Here is a 25,821-nt window from a genome sequence, read left to right as displayed (position 1 = left end):
AAAAACATAGACAGTTTTTATGCAAATATTAGACGGAAAAAAGACATCGGAAGACATTAAAAGCGAGATTGCTGCCGAAGTTCAAAGAATGAAGGCAGACGGGCAAAAAGTACCTCATTTGGCAGCAGTTATTGTTGGTACAAACGGAGCCAGTTTGACTTACGTAGGAAGTAAAGTACGCTCATGTCAACAAATTGGTTTTGAATCCACTTTAGTTGCTTTGCCGGAAACAATTACTGAAAGTGAATTGTTGGAAAAAATCAAGGAATTGAATGAAGATGATGATTTGGACGGTTATATTGTTCAATTGCCTTTGCCAAAACACATCGACGAGGAAAAAATCCTGATGGCCATCGATCCTGATAAAGACGTGGATGGTTTTCATCCTGCGAATTTTGGTAAAATGGCTTTGGAAATGGAAACATTTTTGCCGGCGACACCATTTGGAATCATGGAATTGTTGGAGCGTTACAAAGTGGAAACTTCAGGTAAACATACCGTGGTTATTGGGCGCAGCCACATCGTGGGAAGACCAATGAGTATCTTGATGAGTCGCAAAGGATATCCTGGAGATTCAACGGTAACCTTGACACACAGCCGCACTAAAAACTTGGAAGAATACACCAAAAATGCCGACATCATTATTACGGCTTTGGGAGTTCCTGAATTTTTAAAAGCCGACATGGTTAAAGATGGCGTGGTAATTATTGACGTTGGAATCACTCGTGTGGAAGATGCCTCGAATGCTAAAGGTTATGTAATCAAAGGCGACGTTGATTTTGACGGCGTGAGCAAGAAATCTTCTTTCATCACTCCGGTTCCGGGTGGAGTAGGGCCGATGACCATAGCGATGTTGTTGAAAAACACGCTTTTAGCTCGTAAAATCAGAAGTAGAAAATAATATTTCACAAATATAAAAGCAAAAACCCAAGATGAAAGTCTTGGGTTTTTGCTTTTTGATATCGTTTGTCTAATAATTCCCTCGTTTTTTGAATCTCGGATCGTCTCTTTTAATAAATTCCGTTCTGCGTTTTGGTGCTTCCGTTTTGGGTAAACTCGCTTCTTCGGTTTTGCTTGAAGGTTCAATCAATTGGTTCAATTCCTTGATTTCGGCATCGGTCAAATCACGAAATCTTCCCACGGGAACATCCAATGAAATGTTGATGATGCGAATGCGTTTCAAAGCCGTCACTTCATAGCCCAGATATTCGCACATTCTACGAATTTGACGGTTTAATCCTTGGGTCAAGATAATTTTAAAAGTGGTCGAACTGATTTTTTCCACCTTGCATTTTCGGGTAACCGTGTCTAAAATAGGTACGCCATTGCTCATTCTTTCGATAAAACGGTCGGTGATGAGTTTGTTGACTGTCACGGTATATTCTTTTTCGTGGTTGTTTCTCGCACGAAGAATCTTGTTGACGATATCGCCGTCGTTGGTCATAAAAATCAAGCCTTCACTAGCTTTGTCCAATCGGCCAATAGGGAAAATACGTGTGGGATAATTGATGTAATCCACGATGTTGTTGCGCACTTCCAAGTTGGTGGTACATTCGATGCCTACAGGTTTGTTGAAAGCCAGATAAATTGGTTTTTCTCTTTTCTCCCGAATTAATTTCCCGTCAATGCGCACTTCGTCGTCTGGCCCCACTTTGGTTCCTAATTCTGGGACGACACCATTGATGGTGACGCGACCTTCTTCAATGATTTTGTCGGCTTCACGGCGAGAGCAAAAGCCTGTTTCCCCGATGAATTTATTGAGACGTTTTAGATTTTCTTCCATAATGCAAAAGTAAACAATTAATTTTGGAGATTTCTAATCCAGTTATTCCGTTTCAAATAAAAACTGATACACTTTTTGGTACAAATCAGCATCGTGTAGTTTGTGTCCCAATCCTTTTGTTTCCATAAATTGTACATTTTTCCATGAATCGGCTATTTTTTTGCCTTCTTTGAATAATACTACGGTGTCGTCAATATCGTGTGCCAAAAAACCTTTTACCTCAATTTTGGAAGCGAATTCTTGTGCTGTAAACAAATCGAGATCATGATTTAACAAGACGGTATATTTGCTTTTCAATGCTTTTTCTACTTTATTATTTAAACTTAACAGTCTAATGAAATTGTTCAAAATGATCTTAAAATCACTTGGAGCTCCTAACGTTACCATTTTTTGAATGCCGGGATTTTGGTATTTGTATTGGTAATACAAACTCGCTTTTCCTCCCAGAGAATGACCAATAATATAGTGTGGTTGGTATTTTTTGGATACGATATCCATGAATTCGGCATATTTGGTAACCGTAAATTCTTTGCCGCTGGACAATCCTTGGGCTGGACCATCGATGGCGATAATGGTACTGCCTGATTTTTTCAGATAAGGCAACATTTTTTTCCATCTGGAAGAATTGCTTTCCCAACCGTGAATTAGCATAATAATGGTGTCGTTTCCTTTCCAAATGTAGGTTTGAATCGTGTCCTCATTATACTGGATGGCTTCTAAATCGGCATCTTGGAATGTTTTTGGAAGTTTTCCTTTGTTTAATTTCCCTTTTCTGGGTTCGCTAAAATAGGCGTGGGCGATTTGAATTGCTTTTTTGGGAAATACAAAACTCAGTAGGTTGATATAAAATCCTATCGATTTGGTCAACAAAAAATAAAATGTTTTTTTCATGGAATAAATTGGTTTGCCACGTCATTAAAAAATAAAAGTCCGCATAGCGGACTAAATGTAATATAAAAAAAGTCCCGATGTTTATCGGGACTCAAGTATTTTTAGAACTTGGCAAAAAGCTGTTCCATTTTTTCTTTCTCTTCTTCGGCCAATACACTGTCCACCAAGATTCTTCCGGAGTGTTCATCAGTGATGATTTTTTTTCTGGCAGCAATCTCCACTTGTGTTTGTGGTGGAATCGTAAAGAATGATCCTGCAGATGCTCCTCTTTCGATAGAAACAACAGCCAATCCGTTGCGAACGCTGGAACGAATTCTATCATAAGCAGCCATTAATCGGTCTTCAATAGTTGCCCTGAATTCATTGGATTTTTCAGACAAGAACGCTTCTTCTTTGGCAGTTTCAGCCATAATGGCGTCTAATTCTGATTTTTTATGTTTTAAGTGATTCGATTTAGTCTCTAATCGCTCTTTTGATTGTGAAATGATTTCTTTCTTGTGTTCGATAGAAGCTTTCATTTCCTTGATTTGCTTCTCGGCCAATTGAATTTCCAATTCTTGAAACTCAACTTCTTTGGTCAAGGAGTTGAATTCTCTGTTGTTGCGAACCGTTTCTTGTTGTTTGGTGTATCTTTTGATGGCTTCTTTGTGCTCATCGATAGAATTTTTTCTTATTTTGATTTGCTCTTCAATAGTTTCAAGTTCACTTTTCAATTTTTCTGAACGCGTGCTTAATCCTGCAACTTCATCTTCTAAATCTTCTACTTCAAGAGGAAGTTCACCTCTCACGTTTCTGATTTCATCAATTCTAGAGTCGATTAATTGTAAATCGTAAATTGCTCTTAATTTGTCTTCAACACTCAATTCTTTTGTAGTCGCCATATTCTATTGTCTATAAGTACTTAACTGGATTTGTATTTTCTTCTGATAAAACGATTGCAAAATTAAGGATTTTTTTCCTAAGAAAATCAACAATATAATTTTTTGTATAACGTTCGCTTTCAAAATGACCAATATCGGCCAAAATTAACTGATTTTCGGCTTCATAAAATTGATGATACTTCAAGTCAGCCGTCAAAAAAGCATCTGCTCCGGCCTGAATGGCATTTTTGATGGCAAAACTTCCCGAGCCTCCCAACACGGCCACTTTTTTTATGGACTTGCCTAAAAACGAGCTGTGTCGAATGCCGTCGGCCTGCATTTTTTCCTTGACGAAATTCAGGAATTCTTTTTCCTCCATAGGAACATTCAATTCGCCAATCATTCCCAAGCCTATGTTTTGATTTTTGTTCTGCAAATCATAAATTTCATAAGCCACTTCTTCGTAAACGTGATTTTTGAAAAGCGCTTTCAGGATTTTGTTTTCCAAATGTTTTTCGAAAATCAATTCGATTTTTATTTCGTCGCCTTCCACAAATTCAAAACGCTCTCCAATTTCGGGATTGCTGTGTTCGTTGCCCATATAAGTGCCAATGCCTTTCGAATTGAAACTACAATTTTCATAGTTGCCAATGTTGCCTGCACCAGCATCAAACAAGGCATTTCGCAGTTTTTCGGCATTTTCTGGAATCGTGTACGTAACTAATTTTCGAATAAAATTGGTTTTCGGAATCAGGATTTTGGTATTGGTCAATCCCAAAGCATCACAAAATATTTTGTTCACGCCGTCTTGATGATTGTCCAAGGCGGTGTGAACGGCATAAATCGCAATGTCGTTTTTTATGGCTTTGATGATGGAGCGTTCCACGTAGTTTTTGCCCGTGATTTTTTTCAATCCTGAAAACAAGATGGGATGAAAACAAACGACCAAATTGCAATTTTTGGCAATCGCTTCGTCAATCACGTTTTCCAAAGCGTCGTGACAAACCAAAACTCCCGTGGCTTCCGAGTCTTTGTTTCCAACTAATAAACCCACATTGTCAAAATCTTCGGCATAGGCGAGAGGCGCCATTTCTTCGAGTACGGAAATTATTTCTTTAATCTTCATTTTTGCTTTTTTCGAGTAAACAAAGTTAAGGAATTAATACGCCAACTTTTTTATAATGATAAAATAGTATACTTTCGTAGAATGAATTTAGTTCGAAAAATACTCTTTCCTTTTGCCGTTTTGTATGGTTTGATTACAAGTATTCGGAATTTTCTTTTTGATAAAGGAATGCTGAAATCGTATTCTTTTGATGTTCCCATTATTGCTGTCGGAAACCTCAGTGTTGGCGGTACGGGAAAAACACCCCAAATCGAATATTTAATTCGCTTGCTTTCGCCAAAATACAAGATAGCCACTTTAAGTCGCGGTTATAAAAGACAGTCTGAAGGTTTTGTTTTGGCTGATTCCACTTCGAATGCTGAAATCCTTGGGGACGAACCTTTCCAGTTTTACACAAAATTCAACAACATTCAAGTCGCGGTTGATGCCAACAGGAAAAACGGGATTGAACAATTGCTTTCCCAAACGGAAAAACCAGAAGTAATCTTGCTGGACGATGCTTTTCAGCACCGAAAAGTAAAGGCGGGTCTTTATATTTTACTTACTTCTTACGGTGATTTGTATGCTGATGATTTTATGTTGCCAACGGGAAATTTGCGTGAAAGTAAAAACGGTGCCAAAAGAGCGAACATAATTGTTGTCACCAAGTGTCCAGCCACTCTTTCGCTTGTTGAACAAAATAAAATCAAGGCTAAATTAAAACTTTTGCCCCATCAAGAATTGTTTTTTTCGTTTATCGATTATGATGAATTGGTATATTCAGAAGACAAAACGATGAAAGTGAGCGAAATCAAGATTGTTGATAAATTACTTTTGGCCGGAATCGCAAAACCCAATCCGTTTTTTGCATATTTGCAAAGCGAGAATGATGAAAAATTAGTTTTTCCGGACCATCATCATTTTACGGAAAGCGACATTAAAGAGATAGAAAATAAATCACAAAACAAGAAAATTATCACCACCGAAAAAGATTTCGTGAGACTGAAAGGCAGTATTCCAAAAGAGCAGCTTTTCTATTTGCCCATACGAAGTGCTTTTCTTTCAGCCGGAGCCGGAGATAATTTTGATAAAATCATTACAAATTATGTGGGAACAAGTACAAGAAACCGTTAGTTTTATAAAAGCAAAAACCAATTTCACTCCAGAATATGGCGTGATTCTAGGTTCAGGATTGGGTAGTTTTACGGATGATATTCAAATTGAATTCACCTTGCCTTACACTGAAATTCCAAATTTTCCTGTTTCGACAGTTCAAGGTCACAAAGGTGCCTTGGTTTTTGGAACCATTGGAGCCAAAAAAGTGGTTGCCATGCAAGGTCGTTTTCATTTTTATGAAGGTTATTCCATGAAGGAAGTTACATTTCCAGTAAGAGTAATGAAATATTTGGGTGTCGAAAAATTAATTGTTTCCAATGCTTCCGGTGGTGTAAATTCGAATTACAAAGTAGGCGATATCGTGCTGATTAAAGGCCACGTTAACATGATGCCGGAACACCCTTTGCGAGGAAAAAATGATGAACGTTTTGGACCAAGATTCGTGAACATGAGCGAGCCTTATTCGAAAAACATGATTTTGAAAGCCAAAGAATTAGCTGGAAATCTTAATATTAAAGTGCAAGATGGTATTTATCTAGGACTTCAAGGACCAACATTTGAAACCCTTGCCGAATATAAAATGGTGAAAAACATTGGCGCTGATTGCGTGGGAATGTCAACAGTTCCCGAGGTAATCGTGGCGCGTCACATGGAATTGGAGACTTTTGGGTTATCGGTAATTACGGATATGGGCGATGAAGACAGCATTGAAACCATTTCTCACGACGAAGTTTTGGAAGCGGCAAAAAGTGCGGAACCCAAGGTGAGAATTCTAATCAAGGAATTGATTTTGGAATATTAGAATTTTCTAAATATGTTTAGAAATAATCGCATAAAAATTTTCAGGGACGAACGGTTTCGTGATGACATCATTCATTCCGAAGGATAAAAGCATTTTCCTGTTTTCATTTAGTGAAATTGCCGTAAGTGCTATAACTGGCGTTGTAGTGTCAAATTCCCTGATTTTTTTTGTGGCAATTGTTCCGTTTATTCCGGGCAAATGAACGTCCATTAAAATCATGTCATACGTATTGTTTTTGGCTATTTCTATCGCGTCTTCTCCATTGTCCACTATTTTGCAAACTACACCTTTGTTTTCCAACATTTTTTTGGAAACCATTTGATTGATTTTGTTGTCCTCAACGACCAATATTTTTTTGTCTTTTAAATTGCAATCATTGTTTGGTTTTAATTTTTTGGAAACTTTTACAGGTTTTTTGGAAACTTTAAAGGGCAATTTAAATGAAAAAGAAGATCCTTTGTCCACGACACTTTCGAGTTTTATTTCCCCGCCTAAAATTACGACCAATTTCTTTACGATGGTCAATCCTAAACCGGTTCCGCCATATTTTCTGTTGATTCCAACAGAACCTTGGGAAAAACTGTCAAATACAGTTTCTAATTTGTCTTCCGGAATTCCTATTCCGCTATCTTTTACTTCAAAGTATACGAATGCTTTTTTGTCTTCCGATGCAATGAGTTTTGTTATCACGTTAACCTCTCCATTGTGGGTAAATTTCAAGGCATTGTTGATTAAATTCATTAATATTTGTGACAGTTTTGTAGGGTCACCAATTAAATAATCAGGAATATCCGAATCAATTTCTAGATTGAAATTATTGTTGTTTGCCGATGCCAATTCCTTCAAGGAATTTTGAATGTTCTCCAGTAACAGCTTGAGATTAAAATTGATGTTCTCGATTTGGACTTTGCTGGAGTCTATTTTATTGATTTCCAGAATGTCATTGATAAAATTGGTTAGGTAATTGCCCGAGAATTGCAGCGACTCGAGATAGTTCATTTGTGATTTCTTCGGCCTGTCTTCCAATAGCAAATGGGCAATTCCGTTGATGGCATTCAAAGGAGTTCTTAATTCGTGACTCACCGTCGAAAGAAATTCGGTTCGGGCATTTGAGGCTTTTTCCGCTTTTTCTTTGGCCAGGATCAATTCCCTGTTTTTTTCTTCCAATAATAAATTGGATTGGGTTCTGATGATATTGTTTTTGTACAAAGACAAACTCAATAAGGACAATATTGAAATCAAGGCAATCGCAAGAATACTAATCAATTTAGAAAATTTACTGGTTTTTTCCTTCTGAATGTTCTCTTTATTTATTTCAGCAATCTCTTTTAGCCGTTCGGATTCCTTGAATTTTTCGTAATCATCAACACCCAGTTTTTCGTTGTCTATGAGTGATATGCTTTCTTTTAGATTGGAGTGTTGTTTCAAATAAGTATAGGCATTGTTTTTATCTAACATTTTTTCATGAACAGCGCTCAAAGCCAGCAAAATATCCGATTTCTGTTCCAGATTTTTATTTTTTGCATTCAAATCCAAGGCTTTGTTGAAATAATTTAATGCCAAATTATTTCTGTTGCGAGCCATTTCGATGGTTCCTATTTGATATAAAGCCTCTGCTTTTGTGTCTAAAAGAGCTGGGTTGTCAGGTCTTGCTATGATTGTACTGAAAATGGTAAATGCCGTATCTGAATCGCCTTTGGATTTGTAAATAATTCCCCTTTGAAGATTTAATAAATCGGCAGTAGTAGTTATTTCCAAGGTGTCATAGCATGATTGTGCTTTGTCAAAACTAATTTTTGCGTTCGAAAAATCCTCTTTTTTGATGTAACACAAACCAAGATAGTAATAAGTGGTTGCTTGAATGGATGAGGGTTTCAAGGTTTTCGACAATGATACGCTTTTAAGAAACGCTTTTATGGCATCATCATATTTTTTGACGTCATAATACAGTTTTCCCAAGCTGTAAGTTTGGTTTGCTTGGGCTTCTTTTTGATGGTTTGCTTTCGAAAAATTGATGGCTTTCTGGGTGTAATAAAGCGCATTTCTATATTTATTCTCACTTGCGCTGGAATTGGCAAGTTTGCTGTAATAAGCAACACTGTCTATTTTCTCAACCAAATTATTCTTTTGAGAAAAAGAAAGCGAACTAAAGAGAAAAAAAAATAGTGTTAAGAATCTCATTTAATGTATATGATAATCTGTGGCAGGAAATAAAGATAATAAATTATTTATTAAGTAGTCAAAATAATTAAATCAATAATTCGAGAAGAGTAGCCAATCTCGTTATCGTACCAGCCCACAACTTTTACCATTTTATCAATTACGGACGTGAGTTGGGCGTCAAACAAGCAGGAATTCCTGTTGCCAAGGATGTCCACGGAAACAATTGGGTCTTCCGTATAATCCAAAATTCCTTTCAAATAAGTTTGCGAAGCAAGTTGGAATGCTGCGTTGATTTCTTCTATTGTCACGGCACGTTTTACGTTGAAAGTAATGTCCGTTAATGAACCATCGGGAACGGGAACGCGAATCCCGCAACCCCCAATTTTACCTTCAAATTCCGGAAAAATTTTCGTCAATGCCTTGGCAGCACCCGTTGTTGTTGGAACTATGGATTGACTCGCTCCACGAGCGCGACGCAAATCCTTGTGCGGTTGGTCGTGCAAGCTTTGGTCCGTGGTAAACGAGTGAATGGTCGTGATGTAGGCCTGCTCGATGCCGCAAAGTTCGTTGATGACTTTCATCATCGGGGCAGCGTTGTTGGTGGTACAACTGGCATTTGAAATGATGGTTTCGGTTCCGTCCAGAATGTGTTCGTTGACACCGAGAACCACCGTTTTTATGGAATCTACTTCGGCAGGAGCGGAGAGAATCACTTTTTTGGCTCCAGCCAATATATGGGCGTTGATTTCGTCGAAAGATTTGTATTTTCCGGTCGATTCCACCACCACGTCAATGTTTATTGATTTCCAATCCAGGTTGGAAATGCTTTTTTCGTGAAAAAACAGGAATTGTTTGCCGTCAACGAAGATTCCTTTTTCATCGTGGGAAACTTCGAAAGGCAAAACACCGTGAATGCTGTCGTATTTAATCAAATGCGCCATCGTCTTGGTGTCGGCGATGTCGTTGATGGCCACGACTTCAATGGTGGGATGGTTCAAAAGCAGGCGAAATAAATTTCGTCCAATTCTTCCGAAACCGTTTATGGCAATTCTTGTTTTCAATTTTTTTTCGTTTAAAGTTTCAGGTTTAAAGTTTCAAGTTGAGCAACTTTAAACGTTAAACTTGAAACAATTTTTAAAGAATATGTTTTTGCGCTTTGTAAGAAGAACGCACCAATGGGCCGCTTTCCACGTGGCGGAAGCCTAATTCCAAACCAAATTTTTCGTATTTGGCGAATTGTTCCGGCGTAATAAATTCTTTTACGGGCAAATGTTTTTTGCTGGGTTGCAAGTATTGGCCTATGGTTACAATATCTACATTGGCATTTTTCAGGTCACGCATCGTTTGGAAAACTTCTTCTTCCAATTCGCCCAGACCCAACATAATTCCCGATTTGGTTCTGTTGATTCCTTGTTCTTTCAAATATCTCAACACTTCCAAACTTCGGTCGTATTTGGCTTGAATGCGCACTTCGCGAGTCAATCTTCGAACGGTTTCCACGTTATGCGAAACCACTTCTGGATTGGCTTCCACGATTCGGTCTATGTTTCTTTCGATGCCTTGAAAATCTGGAATCAGAGTTTCCAAAGTCGTGTTTGGGTTCATTCTGCGAATGGCTCTCACGGTTTCCATCCAGATAATGGAACCTCCATCTTTCAAATCATCCCTGTCCACGCTGGTGATTACGGCGTGTTTGATGCTCATCAATTTGATGGAACGTGCCACTTTTTCCGGTTCATCCCAGTCCACGGTTTCGGGTCTTCCGGTTTTTACGCCGCAAAATCCGCAAGAACGCGTACAGATATTTCCCAAGATCATGAAAGTTGCCGTTCCTTCTCCCCAGCATTCGCCCATATTTGGGCAACTTCCCGAGGTACAAATGGTGTTCAATTTGTAATTATCAACCAAACCTCGAAGTTCCGTATATTTTTGGCCAATTGGAAGTTTTACTCTCAACCATTTTGGTTTGGCGATGCCTTGTTCGGTTACGCCTTGAGTTCCAACCGCTGATTCATTTTCTAAAACAGTTCCCATAAATTATTTTTTGAAGCTGCAAAGATAAGGAAAAGTGATTTTAGATTTCGGATTTTAGATTTTAGATTTTACTTGAATAAATAGGAAGTGATTTGTTTTACTTTTTTTAATCAAAAGTCGTCAATATATAGTTTTATAATCTAAAATCCGAAGTCTAAATTCTAAAATCTTTCTTCTATATTTGGCGTCCTTAAAAAAACGAGAAATTATGAGCGCAATGTGGTACGAATGCAAAGTAAAATACAGAAAAACGGATGAAATTGGAAACCAAAAAGTTACTACCGAACCTTATTTGGTAGATGCTTTGTCCTATACCGAAGCCGAGTCCAGAATAAACGAAGAAATGAAGGCTTACATTAGTGAAGAATTCAAGATCACGAACATAAAAGTGGCGAATTATGCCGAAATTCACCCATTCGAAAATGCCGATCGTTGGTTTAAATCCAAGGTTTCCTTGATGGCGTATGACGAAGAAAGCGGCAAGGAACGCAAGACGAACATGTACGTTTTATTGCAGGCCAACGATGTCAAAGAAGCTTTTGACAACACGATTCAAGTGATGAAAGGCACGATGGGCGATTACACCATTCCTGCCATTTCCGAATCACCAATTATGGATGTTTTTCCTTATTTCTCTGGTGAAGAAGATGAATTGGAACAAATGGAAAAATTCAATGCGCTTAAAGCTTCCAAACCCGAAAAAGCTTCGGAATTAGAAGATACTATGGAGTTTGATGCCGAGGTTGTGGCGGAGAGTTATTGATTATAAATGGATTATAATAGATCCCTTTTTGTCATTTCGACGAAGGAGAAATCACATTACGAGAGCAACTTATGTGATTTCTCCCGTTGGTCGAAATGACACAGCAGCAACCAAATTATCCTTATCTTGATAATGTGCGAGCTGGGAATCAATCATAATTTGGAGAAAAAAGAATCTCTTCTTTATGGTTTGTTTTTGTCGAAACTCTAGTTTGTTTTAGACAACTGCCTTTTTCATCTTTGGCCTCACAGTTTATTGCAACTTCGTCAACAAGTTTGCCGTTTTTGTCCTTGGTGACAATTTTGGAGAGTTCATTGTTCGTGTAATAAAAATACTCGGTGTTGAAAGTGGTGAAATTATCCACTATTTTGTTGATGGTTCCATCCGGATTGTAATGATAAATGGTTTCGTTTTGTTTGTGTTGTTTTTGGGTGTAGCAACTGATGCGTTCGCGCTGGTTGGGTTTCCAGCGGGTTTTGCAGTAATACGGCTCTTTATTTGGATACCTTTCCACCACAAACCACAATTTCTTTTTGGTTTCCTGCAATAGATTGCCCGAAGCATCAACTGTTTTGGAGTATTTGATGCGGCCGTTCTGGGTAAAGACCATCTGTTTTTTCTGCAAAAGTTTTTTTTGGTTGTCCATCACCACATAAGTTTCTTCCGTAGCCGATTTTATTCCTTCGGGTAGCAGTCGCGTCTTGACGTACTTTTTTGTGGCACAGGATTGCAGTGTCAAGAGCAGGATAATAAAAAGTAAAGCTCTCATAATCATGACGTTTAGCGATGTACTAAGTTACGGATTTTAAGAGATTTAAAAGGGTGTTGTTTTACTGGAAGTCAGAGAGATAATAGAATTTCTTCAGTTAAGTTGAATGGCTATAAAGTGGGTATATTTTGCTTCGTTGAGGCTATTTATGATAATCCGCGTTGCAAACGCTACGATTTGACTACTAATTTAAAGTAGGTACTCGTCGCAGACGAGCACCAGTGGGTTTATTGTTCCTCGAAAAAATCTTCATCAAGTTGTTTGACTTCGTATGTTGCTTTTATTTGAATTCCAACGTTAAACTCGTGCATTAAATCAACTAGTTTATTACCATCAAGAAGAATAATTTTGTGATGAGCATTTTTTGCTTTTTCAATTGCGCCATTATCAAACAGTGATGTTGTTACAAAAACTCCTTTGTTTGTATCTCCACTCATTGCACCAATAAAATTTCTAATGTCTTTTTCTCTTACTTTATTTTCACTAAATCTTTTTGCTTGAATATATATTTTATCCAAACCTAATTTGTCTTCATTTATTATTCCGTCAATTCCACCATCACCAGATTTAGAAGTTTCAATGAATTCTCCGTAACCCATTTTTTTAAGTAAAATCAAAATTACTTTCTCAAAATAATATGGATCTATGGTTTTTAATTTTTCTAGTAAATCATTTTTTACTTCACTTTCAATTTGTGAAAAACCTTTGTCAATTAAATCCTGTGGGGAAGAGTTTACTATTTCTTTAATTTCTATTTTTCTATTATTGTTTTTTAGATTCTCCTCTGAATAAAAGTTTTCAATACCAGAATCTTCAACGACATTTTTTAAAGACAATTCAGATTTCTGTTTTAATCCCTTTTCTGTAATTTTTACATTTCCTCTTTCTGGATAAGAAATATAACCACCTTTCTTCAAATAAGATTTACCCCAAGCAATTCTGTTATTTATTAAATTCTCTCCAGATTTAGTTTTTTCAGTTAATTGCTCTTCAGATAAATTAGAAAAATATCTTTCTATAACCATTTTTTGCAATTCTCTTGTGTGAATGGTTTCTCCATTACTTAAGATTTCAAGTATTGGATTAAAAGTTTCGTGAAATTTGGGAATTTCTATATTCATTAATTATTATGGTTGTTTGGTTTTCTTTGCTTTATATCTATATCAAATATATAAAAGTATTCTTAAAAAAAAACACAAATTCGCAAATTATACAAAGCATTCTATGCTTAATAATTTGCGAATTTGCGGTTTAATAATTTTTAAGAAAAACTACTTATCGAATCGCCTTTACAAAACTTTCAATTTTTCCGCTTCCGTTTTCTTTCAAGTGCGTGATAAAAGCACTACCAATAATCGCTCCTTTGGCAAATTGTGTGGCTTGGTTGAAAGTTTCCTGATTGCTGATTCCGAAACCTACAATTTGAGGATTTTTCAGTTGCATGTCGGCGATGCGTTTGAAATAAGTTTCCTGTGTATTTCCAAAACCGGATTGTGAACCCGTAACACTCGCAGAACTCACCATATAAATAAATCCATCCGAAACGCTGTCGATAAAACGAATGCGTTCGTCCGAAGTTTGTGGCGTAATCAGGAAGATGTTTTTGAGTCCGTATTTGTCGAAAGTAGCTTTGTATTCGTCCGCATACACATCCACGGGAAGGTCGGGAATAATCAAGCCATCGATACCAATTTCGGCACATTTTTGGCAAAAAGCTTCCACGCCGTATTGCAACATTGGGTTGAAATAACCCATAATCACTAATGGAATCGATACCGTTTTACGAATGTCTTTCAGTTGGTCAAACAAAACTTGCGTGGTCATTCCGTTGTGCAAAGCTTGGGTCGAACTGGCTTGAATCGTTGGTCCATCAGCCAATGGATCGCTGAACGGCAACCCGATTTCGATCATGTCGATACCGCTTTTTTCCAAATCTTGGATGATTTGTACCGTGTCATTCAAATTGGGATATCCAGCCGAAAAATAGATGGAAAGTATTTTTTTGTCTTCTTGTAACTTTTGATTTATTCTGTTCATTGTATTTGTTTTTAAACCCAGGCAATTTCTTGAAATGTCGGGTTCAGTTGTTTCTTTTTAGTTTATGTTGCAGCACTGTAAGCCCAAGCTTTTTGGTTTGATTGCAAGTGTACTTCAACGCGTTTGTAATGCAATCCTTCGTAGAGATCCGCTTGATGAAGTTCTTTGGTTGTTATTTCGTATACAATTCCGTTGATGGTGTCTTCCGGTTGATGCGTTTCGACAATGATGGGGTAGCGCACTATTCCAAATTCTTCTTCGATTCGAATTTCTTTTAATGCATATCCAATCAGTGTTTCAGGTGTTCCTTTAAGAACGCGTCCAAAAAGATTTTCCTGAATATCATTGTGTTGCAAAGTACCGTAAGTGAATAATTTTATCAAAGTTTTCATTTTTAGCGTCTTTATTATAGTTTAAAATAATCTATATAAGTATTCAAATCTTTGTCGCCACGACCTGACAAATTGATTACGACAATATCCGTAGGTTTAAACTGTTTTTGGTCTAAAACGGCAAAAGCATGCGCACTTTCAATGGCGGGAATGATGCCTTCCATTTGTGACAGTTGCAAGCCAAATTGCATCGCCTGATCATCCGTAATCGAAATGAATTCGGCTCTTCCGGTAGCAAATAAATTCGCATGCATCGGACCAACACCGGGATAATCCAATCCGGCAGAAATGGAATACGGTTCCGTGATTTGACCGTCAAGCGATTGCATCAACAGGGTTTTGCTTCCGTGAATTACTCCAACTTTTCCCAAAATTGAAGTTGCGGCACTTTCGCCAGAATCAACGCCTAAACCTGCGGCTTCAACAGCGATGATATTTACGTTTTCATCATCCAAAAAATGGTAATAAGCACCGGCAGCATTGCTTCCGCCACCCACGCAAGCGATAACGTAATCGGGGTTTTCTTGGCCTTCTTTGTTCAATAATTGTTCCTTGATCTCCTTTGAAATCACGCTTTGGAAACGTGCCACCATATCAGGATAAGGATGCGGCCCAACTACGGAACCAATGATGTAATAGGTGTCAACTGGATTGTTAATCCAATCGCGAATGGCTTCGTTTGTGGCATCTTTGAGCGTACGTGAACCGGAAATTGCGGGACGAACTTCGGCACCCAACATTTTCATTCGGGCAACATTTGGCGCTTGACGCTCAATGTCAATTTCGCCCATATAAACGATGCATTCCAATCCCATCAAGGCACAAACCGTGGCAGTGGCAACTCCGTGTTGACCCGCACCGGTTTCGGCAATAATTCTGGTTTTGCCCAATCGTTTGGCAAGTAAAATTTGGCCAATCGTGTTATTGACTTTATGCGCGCCGGTATGACACAAATCTTCTCTTTTGAGGTAGATTTTTGTATTGTATTTTGCCGATAATCGTTCAGCAAAATAAAGCGGAGTAGGTCTTCCTACATAATCTTTTAAAAGCGCATCAAATTCTTTCTGGAATTCGGGTTCTGCTGTAATTTTCAGGTATTGTTGGCGTAATTCTTCTACATTTGGATATAACATTTCGGGGATGTAAGCACCTCCAAATTCTCCGTAATAGCCTTTTTCGTTAACGTTGTATGACATTTTTTTAGGTTTTGGGTTCTGGGTTTTAGGTTGTTGATTATATTACAACTAAAAACTTTCTACCATTATCTTTAATAATTTTATGTTTTTTAATCCGGGTTCTCTTTCAAATTTACTGTTTACATCGATGGCATAAACGGGTAAATTGGTTTTCAAAATTTCATTGACGGCCTCCATTTCCTCGATGCCAATTCCTCCACTCAAAAAGAAGGGTTTGGATGATGGATATTTTTCCAAAACTTTCCAATCGAAAGTGGTTCCGTTTCCTCCGGGCAATTTTCCTTTGGTGTCAAAAAGGAAATAATCGCAGACGGATTCGAAAGGTTTTAGAACCTGAAAGTCAAAGGTATCCAAAATTGAAAAAACTTTGATGACTTCCATCTCTTTTGGGATCTTTTTTTTCAAAGTTTCGCAAAATTCCACCGATTCTTCTCCGTGAAGTTGAACGGCTTGCAAATCGTGTTTTTCTATTTTTTTCAGAATTTCCTCCAAAGTGGCATTGACAAAAACGCCCACTTTTTTGATTGATTTTGGCAATTCAGGAATAACTCCATCAAAATAGCGTGCCGATTTTTCCCAAAATATAAAGCCCATATAATCGGGTAGGAGCGCACCTACTTCGAGTATGTTTTCGGGATATTTCATTCCGCAGATTTTGAGTTTCATAAAGATTCTATTTTAAACCCGACAGGTTTTTGAAGCCTGTCGGGTTTGGTATGTTATTTTAATTTTGAAATAAATTCGGTTGCCGCTTGACCGGCATTGTCGGTTTTCATGAAGTTTTCTCCGATTAAAAATCCTTTGTAACCGTATGGTTTTAATTCGTTGATGGCTTCGATGGAGGAAATGCCACTTTCGGAAACTTTCACAAAATCGTTTGGAATTTGGTTTGCCAATTCTTTGCTGAAATCCAAGCTCACTTCAAAAGTTTTCAGGTTTCTGTTGTTCACGCCAATCATGTCCAAAGTGGGCATTATCGACTTTTGCAATTCTTCCAGATTGTGGACTTCCAACAATATTTCCAATCCCAAATCTTTGGCAAACTCAGACAATGATTTGATTTCTTCACGAGTTAAAACGGCCGCAATCAACAGAATTAAATCGGCTCCGTGTGCTTTGGCTTCCAATATTTGGTATTCGTCCACAATGAATTCTTTTCGCAATAATGGAATGTTTACCGAAGCTCTGGCCAACAGTAAATCGTCCAATGAACCGCCAAAATATTTTCCGTCGGTCAACACCGAGATGCCACAAGCACCGGCACTTTCGTATCCTTTTACCACTTCTTCGACCGTGAAACCATAATTGATTTCGGCTTTGGAAGGCGAACGGCGTTTGTGTTCGGCGATGATTCCGGAGTTGCTGTTTCTTAAATTGTCGCTTAAAGAAATCGTCTTTTTATCAAATAAAACAGATGCTTCCAATTGTGAAACGGGAATGATGGATTTCTTGAGAATGACTTCCCTTTTTTTGTCAACTATGATTTTATCGAGTATGTTCATTTTTATTTACTTAATTCTTGTAATTTATTTAAAGCTACCAATGCTTTACCTGAAAGCAAACTTTCTTTTGCCAACTCGAAACTTTCCAAAGGCGAACTTCCGTTTACTGTTGCAATTGCCATTGCGGCATTGGCACAAACCACGTTATTTTGGGCTTCGGTTCCTTTGCCGGAAATGATATTGATAAACATTTCTGCCGATTCTTCGATGGTTTTTCCGCCTTCGATTTCGCTTTGCAACAATTGTTTGACTCCAAAATCTTCCGGTTTCAGCACAGCTTCCATTTGGCCCGTGATGGTTTTGGTTGGTCCCGTCAAAGATATTTCATCATAACCGTCCAATGCATGTAGAATGGTAAAATTGATGTCGGTATTTTGATACAAATAAGCATACATTCTGGCCAGTTCCAGGTTGTAAACGCCTACCAATTGGTTTTTGGGAAACGATGGATTGATCATTGGTCCCAACATGTTAAAAAAGGTTCTTGCTCCCAATTCTTTTCGAATGGGTCCCACATTTTTCATTGCCGGATGGAACAAAGGCGCGTGCAAAACACATATGCCGGCCTGATCGATACATTTTTCTAAAAAATCATTGTCGTTGCTGAATTTTACGCCCATTTTTTCCATTACATTGCTCGAACCCGAAATGGAGGAAACACCATAATTACCGTGTTTTGCCACTTTGATTCCCGCTCCTGCCGAAACAAATGAGGCCAATGTGGATATGTTGAATGTGTCTTTTCCGTCGCCTCCCGTTCCGCATAAATCGATGGTGTTGTAGGCAGCTAAATCTACCTGGATGCACAATTCCAACAAAGCTTCGCGAAAACCCGAAAGTTCATCAATGCTGATGCTTCTCATCATGTAAACGGTAAGAAAAGAAGCGATTTGGCTAGGATTGTAACTTCCGTTGGAGATATTGACCAATACATTTTTGGCTTCTTCTTTCGAAAGCATTTCGTGGTTGATAAGCCTGTTTAAAATGGTTTTCATTTATATTTTCTTTTTATTTTCAGACATGTATTTTAAATAATCCACAATTTGTTGGGATTGTTGTTTCGTGATTCCTAGTGTCGGCATTTTTACCTTGTTTCTAAAAGAAGCTGGATTCACGATATAATCGACCAGTTCTTTTTCTTTCCAATACTCGGTGACACTTTTCGGATAATTTAATTCCGGTCCCATAGTTCCACCAATTCCGTTGATGGAATGGCAGGTTAGGCAATGGTTTTTGAATAAAACATATCCCGATTCTAATTTTCTGTTTTTTAGCGGAAACAATTCCAATGTTGATTTGTCCAGCGGATCCAGATAGATTTTTACCAAATTATAAGGCCATTTATATCGACTGTCTTTCTCTGAAACCGAAGGAAAAACGATATAAAATGGTTCGGCATTCATTTCATTTCCATCCTTGATAATTGGTTCCCATTTTTTGCCTTTTGGAGCCTCAACATCTTCGAATGCGAGATAAGGATTTGCTTTTAAAAACAATTCCAATGGCATTTCCGGTTTATAACCATCGATACATTCGAATACGATTTTGGTGTTTTTTGGGTCAATTTTGGTTAAATCAATTTCATTTTTGATCAAAAGCGATGCGTTTACGGCATTGTATTTCTTTGCTTTATGATAAACAGGATCATTTGTGATTGATACAACAGTGTCTTTCCCCAGTTTGTTTTTTGCCTGCAATTCCAATAAGTCCAATTTAATTTCGGTCTGGGCAAAGGTTTTTGCTTCTACTTTTTGCTCCTTCTTTTGATTGCAAGAAAGGAAGCTAAAAATAAAAAGACAAGAGATAAGATGGATTTTGATTATTTTCATTTTTTTTAACCACAAAGGGCACTGAGAAGGCACAGAGTTCACTAAACTTTTTGATTGTGTGTACTGATTACTAAAAACTGAACACTGAGTACTAATTTTTAAGCCAGTTTTCCAAAATCTTCTTTCCGTTTGGCGTCAACACGCTTTCAGGATGAAATTGTACGCCTCGAACATCAAATGTTTTGTGGCGCAACGACATCACTTGTCCGTTTTCATCGAATGAAGTGGCTTCCAAAACATCGGGTAAATTGACGTCCACAACCCAAGAATGGTAGCGTCCCACTTCGAATTCGTTTCCTAAACCTTCAAATAGAAGTTCGTCGTCAACGGATGTTCTTACCATTGAGGAAACGCCGTGATACACTTTGTCCAAATTGGAAAGTGTTCCTCCAAAAACTTCCCCGATGGCTTGCTGACCCAAGCAAACGCCAAGAATGCTTTTGGTTGGGGCATATTTTGCAATCACTGCTTTCAATAAACCTGCTTCATCCGGAATTCCTGGTCCCGGAGAAAGCAATATTTTGTCGAAACTTGAGATTTCGTCAATATCAAATTCATCGTTTCGGTAAACGGTAACTTCGCAATCCAAATCTTCCAGATAATGCACCAAGTTGTACGTGAAGCTGTCGTAATTGTCTATGACTAGTATTTTTTTCATTTTTCCTCCCCCAACCCCTCCAAAGGAGGGGAGAACCTATTGGGGTAAATAGGGTTTTTAATTATTATTTAAAATTTTTAGCAGTTGAAACTGAACACTAAAAACTGTCTCTCGACTGCGCTCGAGATGACAACTGATTACTTTTTTTAAATTGTTTCTGCCAAGTCCAACGCTTTATTCAGCGCCAATAATTTATTGTACACTTCCTGCATTTCGCTTTCTTCGCTTGAATCGGCAACAATTCCGGCTCCGGCTTGAGAATGTAATTGATGGTTTTTGCTCAGAAATGTTCGGATCATGATGGCGTGATTGAAGTTGCCTTCAAAATCCATAAAACCAATGGCACCTCCGTAGAAATTGCGATTTGTTTTTTCGTAATCTTCGATTAATTGCATTGCCCTGTGTTTCGGCGCTCCGCTTAGAGTTCCAGCCGGAAAAGTGTCGGCAACGACTTGCATTGTTGTTGCTTTTTCGTGTAAATGCCCCGTCACTTTGGAAACCAAATGAATGACGTGGGAGAAAAATTGTACTTCCCGGTATTTTTCCACTTGCACAGCGTGTCCGTGACGACTCAAGTCATTTCGAGCCAAGTCGACCAACATCACGTGTTCGCTGTTTTCTTTTTTGTCTTCGGATAAGTTCTTGGCCAAAACGGCATCTTTTTCGTCGTCGCCAGTTCGTCTGAACGTTCCAGCGATGGGATGAATTTCGGCTTTGCGGTTTTTGACGATAATTTGGGCTTCGGGTGAAGAACCAAATATCTTGAAATCGCCATAATCAAAAAAGAATAGGTAAGGAGAGGGGTTGATGCTTCTCAAAGCCCTGTAAACATTGAATTCGTCACCTTTAAATTTTTGAGAAAATCTTCGAGACAATACTAATTGAAACACATCGCCTCTATGACAATGTTTTTTTGCCAAGGCCACATTGTGTTTGAATTCTTCGTCGGTCAGGTTGGATTTTCCTTCTCCGTCTTTAGAAAATTTATAAGAAGCTATGTTTCGGGATTGCAACAATTGTTCGATTTCCGAAATGTTGTTTTTTCCATCTACGCTGTGGCAGAAAATATAGGCTTCGTTTTTGAAATGGTTGATGGCAATGATGTTTTGGTAAACCGCATAATAGATATCAGGAATGGTGGTTTCTTCGTCTTTTTTGGCTATGCTTACTTTTTCGAAATAACGAACGGCATCATAAGAAATGTAACCAAATAATCCGTTGTTGATGAATTTGAAATCATTTTTCTCGGATTGGAACTGCCCTGAGAATTCTTGGATTATTTGAGGGATGTCAGTTGTGTCTTCTATTGGAATGATTTCCGTGCTTTCGTCGGGAAAGGTTTTATAGATGGTTTCGTTTTCGATTTTTATGGAAGCAATCGGGTTGCAACAGATGTAGGAAAAACTGTTGTCGTTGCCGTGGTAGTCGCTACTTTCCAAAAGGAGGCTGTTTGGATATTTGTCGCGAATTTTAAAATACACGCTTACCGGAGTAATCGTGTCGGCAAGAATTTGCTTGTAATTGGTTTGTAATTTAAATGTCTTCATATTTTTAATTTCTTTTCGAGCTGGGAATAAAAAAAAGGCTTGTCGTGATGACAAGCCTTTTATATTTATAGTTTATACTACAGGTGCTTTGTTCACGACGATTGACGTAAATTGTTCCACCACCAAGTATTTTTTAAAATCGTTTTCATTCCACAAATATATAAATCCTATTTGATTATTCAAATAGAATAAATGAAAAACACTTTTTTTTATGATTTTGTTAAAAAAACAAAACCCCAACAACTTCTTGTCAGGGTTTGTAAAAATTTATTTTTGTTGAAATTAGAATTTCAAAGCTACTTTCAATTCAAATTCGTCATAGATAGCTTTGTCTCCAATGCTTTCGAAGAATGATTTAGAGTTGTATTTGATATCATATTTAGTACGGTCCACGTTGAAAGCCGTAGTAGCAGTGTTTCCGTTTACTGTAATGTCAAAAGTAACTGGTTTAGTGATTCCTTTGATAGTTAAATCAGCAGTTACAGTGTAAACGTTGGCTGATTTAGCTCCGATTTTTTTGAAAACTAAAGTAGCTGTCGGGAATTTATCAGTTCCAAAGAAGTCGTCCGCTTTTAAGTGACCGTTTAATTTTCCTTGGTATTCTCCTGAAAGGTCAGTGGCTGTCAATGAAGTCATGTTTACAGTAAAACTTCCTCCTTTTAGTTTAGCTCCTTTAAAAACTAATGCTCCGTCTTTGAAATTTACTGTTCCATTGTGTTGACCCGTTACTTTTTTCCCTACCCATTCGATGGTGCTTGCGGCTGCGTCAATTTTTTTTGTTTGGGCCGATACTGTTGCTGTAGTCAAAACTACTACTAATGCTAATGCGATTGATTTTAAATTTTTCATGTGTTAAATTTGTTTGTAAATAATTAATAATTAAAGTGTTATAAATAATTCTTCGTTTGATTTTCTAACTTTTTTCTGGTATTGGGTGGCGTCTTCTTCGTGTCTGTATCCCACGGTTGCTATTAAACTTGCATTTAATCCCAATTCGTTTAGTCCCAGTATTTCATTTACTTGGGCAGGAACAAAACCTTCCATGGGAGTCACGTCGATTTTCAATTCTGCTGCGGCATTTAGCAAGTTTCCAAGTGCCAAATATGTTTGTTTTGAATTCCAAATATTTTGGGCATCTTCTGATAATTCGTTGATTTTACCTTTCATGAAGCCTTGGTAACCTGATAACGCTTCTAAAGGGATTTCTCTCGTTTTGCTAATTTTGTCAAAAAAAGAATCTATTTCGGTGTCGTTAATTGTTGTTCTGTTGGCAAAAACGATAAGATGTGAAGCGTCAACAATTTGTGATTGTCCCCAAGCCGCTGGTTGGATTTTTGCTCTTAATTCAGGATTTTCGACTATAATAACTTTATAAGGTTGCAATCCATAAGAAGAAGAACTCAATCTGATGGCTTCTTTCAAGGTGTTTAAATCCTCCGTCGAGATTTTTTTGCTAGCATCAAATTTCTTTGTTGCATATCTCCAATTTTGATTTTCTAAAAAAGTACTCATGTTATGTTTGATGTTTAATTTATTGATTTCTGTATTTTTCCAACAATTGATTTAATAATATTATTTCGTCGGCATTTAAATTGTTTGAAAACGACTCCTCGTGTTCAGCTACTTTTGGATCTAGCTCTTTCAAGACGTCTAGCCCTTTTTGAGTAATGGAAACCTCTATTTTGCGTCTGTTTTCAGGGCAAACTTCTCGAGTTACCAGTTCTTTCAACAACAATTTGTCCACTAATCTTGTGGTGTTGCTGGTTTTGGCCAACATACGTTCTTGAATTACGCACATATTTGCAGGATTTCCCTTTTGACCTCTTAGTATGCGAAGCACATTATATTGTTCACCCGATATTTCATGAGGTTTCAATATTTCATTAAAACTTTCCGTGAGAACATTTTGTGTGTACAAAATATTCAGGATAATTTTTTTGGAAATATCCATCGGCACAGTTGATTTTAACACTTCTTCAATTTTCATATTTGTATATGTGTTATTTGTTGGTACAAATGTAGTATGTTTTTTATTTGTATGTACAAATGTTGCGTTAATGTTTTGTTAAAAATAATTTTGAGGTTGTGTTTTTTGGCCAAAATGAAGTTTGTTTTGGTGTTGTAAAAGCAGTAATTTGAATTCAATTTTTGCGAAAATCATATAAAAGCAGCCTGATTTGAAGGAATGGCAGGGTATGTGAATTAGCATAAAATCTGAATATAAAATAATATAAAGGTATTGTTGTTGTTGTTTAAAGGTATTTTTTACGATTTATTTGAATAATTAATAATTTAGCCTGTTTTACGGTTACACGAAAACGATTTCTTTAAAATATTATCCAATTAACAAATCTGTTGATTATTGTTTCTTAAAAACATTGTATTTTTACCAAAAACAATACCATGAATTTAACACAAGAAGATTGGGTTTCTCAATTTGAAGCCGACGAAAATTCAGTATTACTGGATGTAAGAACCGAAGCCGAGTGCAATGAAGGAATAATTCCTAATTCCATAAACATTGACATATACGAAGGACAAGCTTTTATCGAGAAGTTGGAAGCCTTGGACAAATCAAAAAATTATTATGTGTATTGTCGCTCTGGAGCCAGAAGTGCAAAAGCATGTGAAGTCATGAATGAATTGGGTTTTGAGAACACCTACAATTTGTTGGGAGGATTTTTGCAATGGGAAGGAGAGATTGTTTCCCCTTAAATTTAGAAGAGGCAAAGCTTCTTTTTTAATCACGTTTTAAATTAAAACATAATACAATTATAATGAATACAATACCTCAAGAATTTCAAATTAGCTCATTACTTATTCAAGATACTTATTTGGTTGATGGCGAATTAAAAAAATGGACAGGTGAAACAACACCGGTTTATTCCACTATTTCCTCCACAGAAAATTATGAGCCTACTTTATTGGGATCAATTCCTTTTATGGGAGAAACCGACGCATTGAAAGCCTTGGAAGCTGCTTCAGCAGCCTATAATAATGGACAAGGGTTGTGGCCCACCATGAAGGTGGTGGATCGCATCAAGTGTATGGAGAATTTCGTTACACAAATGAAAACGACCCGAAACGAAGTGGTTAAATTTTTGATGTGGGAAATCGGAAAATCATTGGGCGATTCTGAAAAAGAATTCGATAGAACGGTAGAATATATTTATGATACCATTGAGCATTACAAACAATTGGATAGAAACAGTGCCCATTTTACCAAAAGTCAAGGCGTCAATGCAATGATACGTCGTGGACCACTTGGGGTTGTTTTGTGCCTTGGGCCTTACAATTATCCATTGAATGAAACTTTTTCCTTGCTTATTCCAGCATTGATTATGGGAAATACCGTGATTTTTAAACCGGCAAAACACGGTGTTTTATTAATTTCCCCTTTATTGGAAGCTTTTAGAAGCAGTTTTCCAAAAGGAGTTATCAACGTAATTTACGGAAGAGGTCGTGAAGTGGCTTCACCAATTATGAAATCAGGAAAAGTTGACATTTTGGCCTTGATTGGCAACAGTAAATCAGCGATTGCTTTGCAAGACCAACATCCAAATAAAAACAGATTGCGCTTAATTTTAGGTTTGGAAGCCAAAAATCCAGCCATCATATTACCGGATGCCGATTTAGATTTGGCCATCCAAGAATGCATCGCGGGAACTTTGTCCTTTAACGGACAGCGTTGCACGGCTTTGAAAATCTTATACGTGCATGAATCAGTGGCTGCTGAATTCAACAAACGATTTGCTGCTAAAGTTGATGCGCTTGTTTTTGGAAATCCTTGGGACAAATCGGTCGTGCTCACGCCATTGCCAGAGAAAGAAAAGCCTGCTTACATTCAGGAATTGATTGACGATGCGACCAGCAAAGGAGCCAAAGTGATTAACGCAAAAGGAGGAGAACATTCGGACAACTATATATTTCCGGCGGTTTTGTTTCCAATAAATAAAGAAATGAGGGTGTATCACGAAGAGCAATTTGGTCCTGTTGTGCCCATTTTGACTTTCAAGGATATTCAAGAACCTTTGAATGATATGGCCGAGTCTAACTATGGACAACAAGTAAGTTTATTCGGGAAAGACATTAAAACTATTGCTCCGTTAATAGATACTTTGGTCAACCTGGTTTGCCGGGTGAATTTGAATAGCTCTTGTCAAAGAGGGCCGGATTTGTATCCTTTCACGGGGCGAAAAGATTCGGCCGTGGGAACTTTGAGTATTTTTGATGCGCTTCGTTCTTTCTCCATTAGAACATTTGTAGCTTCAAAAGACAATGAGTACAACAATGCCATTTTGCAGGAATTGTTGAATAGCAAAGAATCAAATTTCATCAATACGGATTATATTTTGTAATTGAAATTTCTTGAAA

27 protein-coding genes are annotated in these 25,821 nt (G+C 37.5%); 6 read left to right on the top strand and 21 right to left on the bottom strand.

All coding sequences use genetic code 11. The features are described 5' to 3' along the window. Positions 1 to 19: 19 nt before the first annotated feature. The gene (locus C0430_RS06295; RefSeq protein ID WP_290866777.1) at positions 20 to 901 is read left to right on the top strand and encodes a bifunctional 5,10-methylenetetrahydrofolate dehydrogenase/5,10-methenyltetrahydrofolate cyclohydrolase; all 882 of its coding nucleotides are present in this window, start codon (positions 20 to 22) and stop codon (positions 899 to 901) included. Between the two features lie 69 nt (positions 902 to 970). Here the strand turns inward: C0430_RS06295 and rluF are convergent, their stop codons facing one another. From rluF to C0430_RS06275, 4 genes are all read right to left on the bottom strand, one after another. Then, positions 971 to 1,783: a 23S rRNA pseudouridine(2604) synthase RluF gene (rluF, locus tag C0430_RS06290; protein WP_290866774.1), complete on the bottom strand. Its 813-nt coding sequence runs from the start codon at positions 1,781 to 1,783 to the stop codon at positions 971 to 973. A 42-nt stretch (positions 1,784 to 1,825) separates the two neighbouring features. Continuing rightward, positions 1,826 to 2,674, bottom strand: a complete 849-nt coding sequence (locus tag C0430_RS06285) for an alpha/beta hydrolase (protein ID WP_290866771.1) — start codon at positions 2,672 to 2,674, stop codon at positions 1,826 to 1,828. 101 nt (positions 2,675 to 2,775) lie between these two features. Next, positions 2,776 to 3,555: a C4-type zinc ribbon domain-containing protein gene (locus C0430_RS06280; RefSeq protein ID WP_290866768.1), complete on the bottom strand. Its 780-nt coding sequence runs from the start codon at positions 3,553 to 3,555 to the stop codon at positions 2,776 to 2,778. Positions 3,556 to 3,565: 10 nt separating this feature from the next. Next, positions 3,566 to 4,660 carry a Nif3-like dinuclear metal center hexameric protein gene (locus C0430_RS06275; RefSeq protein ID WP_290866765.1) on the bottom strand — a complete coding sequence of 365 codons (1,095 nt, stop codon included), beginning with the start codon at positions 4,658 to 4,660 and terminating at the stop codon, positions 3,566 to 3,568. A gap of 81 nt (positions 4,661 to 4,741) precedes the next feature. Between C0430_RS06275 and lpxK the strand changes: the two genes are divergently transcribed. Both lpxK and C0430_RS06265 read left to right on the top strand, forming a co-directional pair. After that, positions 4,742 to 5,773 carry a tetraacyldisaccharide 4'-kinase gene (gene lpxK, locus C0430_RS06270; RefSeq protein ID WP_290866762.1) on the top strand — a complete coding sequence of 344 codons (1,032 nt, stop codon included), beginning with the start codon at positions 4,742 to 4,744 and terminating at the stop codon, positions 5,771 to 5,773. Next, positions 5,745 to 6,557: a purine-nucleoside phosphorylase gene (locus C0430_RS06265; RefSeq protein ID WP_290866759.1), complete on the top strand. Its 813-nt coding sequence runs from the start codon at positions 5,745 to 5,747 to the stop codon at positions 6,555 to 6,557. The genes lpxK and C0430_RS06265 overlap by 29 nt, the downstream gene beginning before the upstream one ends. A 6-nt stretch (positions 6,558 to 6,563) precedes the next feature. Here C0430_RS06265 and C0430_RS06260 read toward each other — a convergent pair whose 3' ends face one another. From C0430_RS06260 to lipA, 3 genes are all read right to left on the bottom strand, one after another. Continuing rightward, positions 6,564 to 8,675 (bottom strand): ATP-binding protein, encoded by a 2,112-nt coding sequence (locus tag C0430_RS06260; protein ID WP_366559309.1) that lies wholly within the window; start codon positions 8,673 to 8,675, stop codon positions 6,564 to 6,566. A 113-nt stretch (positions 8,676 to 8,788) separates the two neighbouring features. Then, complete coding sequence (gap, locus tag C0430_RS06255) at positions 8,789 to 9,781, bottom strand: type I glyceraldehyde-3-phosphate dehydrogenase (RefSeq protein ID WP_290866753.1); 993 nt, start codon at positions 9,779 to 9,781, stop codon at positions 8,789 to 8,791. A 73-nt stretch (positions 9,782 to 9,854) separates the two neighbouring features. Continuing rightward, on the bottom strand, positions 9,855 to 10,754 hold the full coding sequence (gene lipA, locus C0430_RS06250) for a lipoyl synthase (RefSeq protein ID WP_290866750.1): 900 nt from the start codon (positions 10,752 to 10,754) through the stop codon (positions 9,855 to 9,857). 208 nt (positions 10,755 to 10,962) lie between these two features. Here lipA and C0430_RS06245 point away from each other — a divergent pair, with 208 nt between their 5' ends. Further along, the gene (locus C0430_RS06245) at positions 10,963 to 11,517 is read left to right on the top strand and encodes a DUF4494 domain-containing protein (RefSeq protein ID WP_290866747.1); all 555 of its coding nucleotides are present in this window, start codon (positions 10,963 to 10,965) and stop codon (positions 11,515 to 11,517) included. A 148-nt stretch (positions 11,518 to 11,665) separates the two neighbouring features. Here C0430_RS06245 and C0430_RS06240 read toward each other — a convergent pair whose 3' ends face one another. The 14 genes from C0430_RS06240 to C0430_RS06175 form a co-directional block, all read right to left on the bottom strand. Further along, positions 11,666 to 12,286 carry a hypothetical protein gene (locus C0430_RS06240; RefSeq protein ID WP_290866743.1) on the bottom strand — a complete coding sequence of 207 codons (621 nt, stop codon included), beginning with the start codon at positions 12,284 to 12,286 and terminating at the stop codon, positions 11,666 to 11,668. A 227-nt stretch (positions 12,287 to 12,513) separates the two neighbouring features. Continuing rightward, the gene (locus C0430_RS06235; RefSeq protein WP_290866741.1) at positions 12,514 to 13,407 is read right to left on the bottom strand and encodes a restriction endonuclease; all 894 of its coding nucleotides are present in this window, start codon (positions 13,405 to 13,407) and stop codon (positions 12,514 to 12,516) included. A gap of 154 nt (positions 13,408 to 13,561) precedes the next feature. After that, the gene (trpA, locus tag C0430_RS06230; protein ID WP_290866738.1) at positions 13,562 to 14,323 is read right to left on the bottom strand and encodes a tryptophan synthase subunit alpha; all 762 of its coding nucleotides are present in this window, start codon (positions 14,321 to 14,323) and stop codon (positions 13,562 to 13,564) included. Between the two features lie 62 nt (positions 14,324 to 14,385). Then, positions 14,386 to 14,715, bottom strand: a complete 330-nt coding sequence (locus C0430_RS06225; protein WP_290866734.1) for a gamma-glutamylcyclotransferase family protein — start codon at positions 14,713 to 14,715, stop codon at positions 14,386 to 14,388. 14 nt (positions 14,716 to 14,729) lie between these two features. Then, positions 14,730 to 15,911, bottom strand: coding sequence for a tryptophan synthase subunit beta (gene trpB / locus C0430_RS06220; protein WP_290866731.1), 1,182 nt, complete (start codon positions 15,909 to 15,911; stop codon positions 14,730 to 14,732). A 48-nt stretch (positions 15,912 to 15,959) separates the two neighbouring features. After that, complete coding sequence (locus C0430_RS06215; protein ID WP_290866728.1) at positions 15,960 to 16,577, bottom strand: phosphoribosylanthranilate isomerase; 618 nt, start codon at positions 16,575 to 16,577, stop codon at positions 15,960 to 15,962. A gap of 53 nt (positions 16,578 to 16,630) precedes the next feature. Further along, a complete protein-coding gene (trpC, locus tag C0430_RS06210; RefSeq protein ID WP_290866725.1) occupies positions 16,631 to 17,413 on the bottom strand; it encodes an indole-3-glycerol phosphate synthase TrpC in 783 nt (260 codons plus the stop codon). Between the two features lie 2 nt (positions 17,414 to 17,415). After that, a complete protein-coding gene (gene trpD / locus C0430_RS06205) occupies positions 17,416 to 18,408 on the bottom strand; it encodes an anthranilate phosphoribosyltransferase (protein WP_290866722.1) in 993 nt (330 codons plus the stop codon). Further along, a complete protein-coding gene (locus C0430_RS06200; protein ID WP_290866719.1) occupies positions 18,409 to 19,242 on the bottom strand; it encodes a c-type cytochrome in 834 nt (277 codons plus the stop codon). Positions 19,243 to 19,333: 91 nt separating this feature from the next. Next, on the bottom strand, positions 19,334 to 19,900 hold the full coding sequence (locus C0430_RS06195) for an aminodeoxychorismate/anthranilate synthase component II (protein ID WP_290866716.1): 567 nt from the start codon (positions 19,898 to 19,900) through the stop codon (positions 19,334 to 19,336). 146 nt (positions 19,901 to 20,046) lie between these two features. After that, on the bottom strand, positions 20,047 to 21,447 hold the full coding sequence (locus C0430_RS06190) for an anthranilate synthase component I family protein (RefSeq protein WP_290866714.1): 1,401 nt from the start codon (positions 21,445 to 21,447) through the stop codon (positions 20,047 to 20,049). Between the two features lie 282 nt (positions 21,448 to 21,729). Next, complete coding sequence (locus tag C0430_RS06185; RefSeq protein WP_290866711.1) at positions 21,730 to 22,296, bottom strand: YceI family protein; 567 nt, start codon at positions 22,294 to 22,296, stop codon at positions 21,730 to 21,732. A 30-nt stretch (positions 22,297 to 22,326) separates the two neighbouring features. Next, on the bottom strand, positions 22,327 to 22,959 hold the full coding sequence (locus C0430_RS06180) for an NAD(P)H-dependent oxidoreductase (RefSeq protein ID WP_290866708.1): 633 nt from the start codon (positions 22,957 to 22,959) through the stop codon (positions 22,327 to 22,329). A 19-nt stretch (positions 22,960 to 22,978) separates the two neighbouring features. Beyond that, positions 22,979 to 23,434: a MarR family transcriptional regulator gene (locus C0430_RS06175; protein ID WP_290866705.1), complete on the bottom strand. Its 456-nt coding sequence runs from the start codon at positions 23,432 to 23,434 to the stop codon at positions 22,979 to 22,981. 416 nt (positions 23,435 to 23,850) lie between these two features. On the opposite strand from C0430_RS06175, the gene C0430_RS06170 reads away from it, so the two are divergent. Further along, positions 23,851 to 24,162 carry a rhodanese-like domain-containing protein gene (locus C0430_RS06170; protein ID WP_290866702.1) on the top strand — a complete coding sequence of 104 codons (312 nt, stop codon included), beginning with the start codon at positions 23,851 to 23,853 and terminating at the stop codon, positions 24,160 to 24,162. A 62-nt stretch (positions 24,163 to 24,224) separates the two neighbouring features. Next, positions 24,225 to 25,805, top strand: coding sequence for an NADP-dependent glyceraldehyde-3-phosphate dehydrogenase (locus C0430_RS06165; RefSeq protein WP_290866700.1), 1,581 nt, complete (start codon positions 24,225 to 24,227; stop codon positions 25,803 to 25,805). Positions 25,806 to 25,821: the final 16 nt, after the last annotated feature.

It is taken from the genome of Flavobacterium sp., assembly GCF_013823965.1.
In the GTDB taxonomy this organism is placed as follows: Bacteria; Bacteroidota; Bacteroidia; order Flavobacteriales; family Flavobacteriaceae; genus Flavobacterium.
The sequence above is the reverse complement of the archived record's forward strand: the minus strand, read 5'-3'. Positions and strand labels throughout refer to the sequence as shown.

Excerpts from the sequence above, each read along its gene's own strand:
- C0430_RS06235 (WP_290866741.1), bottom strand. The coding sequence starts at position 13,407 with ATGAATATAGAAATTCCCAAATTTCACGAAACTTTTAATCCAATACTT.
- C0430_RS06200 (WP_290866719.1), bottom strand. The coding sequence starts at position 19,242 with ATGAAAATAATCAAAATCCATCTTATCTCTTGTCTTTTTATTTTTAGC.
- C0430_RS06225 (WP_290866734.1), bottom strand. The coding sequence starts at position 14,715 with ATGAAAACTTTGATAAAATTATTCACTTACGGTACTTTGCAACACAAT.
- C0430_RS06195 (WP_290866716.1), bottom strand. The coding sequence starts at position 19,900 with ATGAAAAAAATACTAGTCATAGACAATTACGACAGCTTCACGTACAAC.
- trpC (WP_290866725.1), bottom strand. The coding sequence starts at position 17,413 with ATGAACATACTCGATAAAATCATAGTTGACAAAAAAAGGGAAGTCATT.
- C0430_RS06265 (WP_290866759.1), top strand. The coding sequence starts at position 5,745 with ATGTGGGAACAAGTACAAGAAACCGTTAGTTTTATAAAAGCAAAAACC.
- C0430_RS06215 (WP_290866728.1), bottom strand. The coding sequence starts at position 16,577 with ATGAAACTCAAAATCTGCGGAATGAAATATCCCGAAAACATACTCGAA.
- trpA (WP_290866738.1), bottom strand. The coding sequence starts at position 14,323 with ATGAACAGAATAAATCAAAAGTTACAAGAAGACAAAAAAATACTTTCC.
- C0430_RS06175 (WP_290866705.1), bottom strand. The coding sequence starts at position 23,434 with ATGAAAATTGAAGAAGTGTTAAAATCAACTGTGCCGATGGATATTTCC.
- lpxK (WP_290866762.1), top strand. The coding sequence starts at position 4,742 with ATGAATTTAGTTCGAAAAATACTCTTTCCTTTTGCCGTTTTGTATGGT.
- trpB (WP_290866731.1), bottom strand. The coding sequence starts at position 15,911 with ATGTCATACAACGTTAACGAAAAAGGCTATTACGGAGAATTTGGAGGT.
- C0430_RS06280 (WP_290866768.1), bottom strand. The coding sequence starts at position 3,555 with ATGGCGACTACAAAAGAATTGAGTGTTGAAGACAAATTAAGAGCAATT.
- C0430_RS06240 (WP_290866743.1), bottom strand. The coding sequence starts at position 12,286 with ATGAGAGCTTTACTTTTTATTATCCTGCTCTTGACACTGCAATCCTGT.
- C0430_RS06285 (WP_290866771.1), bottom strand. The coding sequence starts at position 2,674 with ATGAAAAAAACATTTTATTTTTTGTTGACCAAATCGATAGGATTTTAT.
- C0430_RS06185 (WP_290866711.1), bottom strand. The coding sequence starts at position 22,296 with ATGAAAAATTTAAAATCAATCGCATTAGCATTAGTAGTAGTTTTGACT.
- C0430_RS06180 (WP_290866708.1), bottom strand. The coding sequence starts at position 22,959 with ATGAGTACTTTTTTAGAAAATCAAAATTGGAGATATGCAACAAAGAAA.
- C0430_RS06275 (WP_290866765.1), bottom strand. The coding sequence starts at position 4,660 with ATGAAGATTAAAGAAATAATTTCCGTACTCGAAGAAATGGCGCCTCTC.
- C0430_RS06245 (WP_290866747.1), top strand. The coding sequence starts at position 10,963 with ATGAGCGCAATGTGGTACGAATGCAAAGTAAAATACAGAAAAACGGAT.
- rluF (WP_290866774.1), bottom strand. The coding sequence starts at position 1,783 with ATGGAAGAAAATCTAAAACGTCTCAATAAATTCATCGGGGAAACAGGC.
- C0430_RS06170 (WP_290866702.1), top strand. The coding sequence starts at position 23,851 with ATGAATTTAACACAAGAAGATTGGGTTTCTCAATTTGAAGCCGACGAA.
- lipA (WP_290866750.1), bottom strand. The coding sequence starts at position 10,754 with ATGGGAACTGTTTTAGAAAATGAATCAGCGGTTGGAACTCAAGGCGTA.
- C0430_RS06190 (WP_290866714.1), bottom strand. The coding sequence starts at position 21,447 with ATGAAGACATTTAAATTACAAACCAATTACAAGCAAATTCTTGCCGAC.
- C0430_RS06295 (WP_290866777.1), top strand. The coding sequence starts at position 20 with ATGCAAATATTAGACGGAAAAAAGACATCGGAAGACATTAAAAGCGAG.
- trpD (WP_290866722.1), bottom strand. The coding sequence starts at position 18,408 with ATGAAAACCATTTTAAACAGGCTTATCAACCACGAAATGCTTTCGAAA.
- C0430_RS06165 (WP_290866700.1), top strand. The coding sequence starts at position 24,225 with ATGAATACAATACCTCAAGAATTTCAAATTAGCTCATTACTTATTCAA.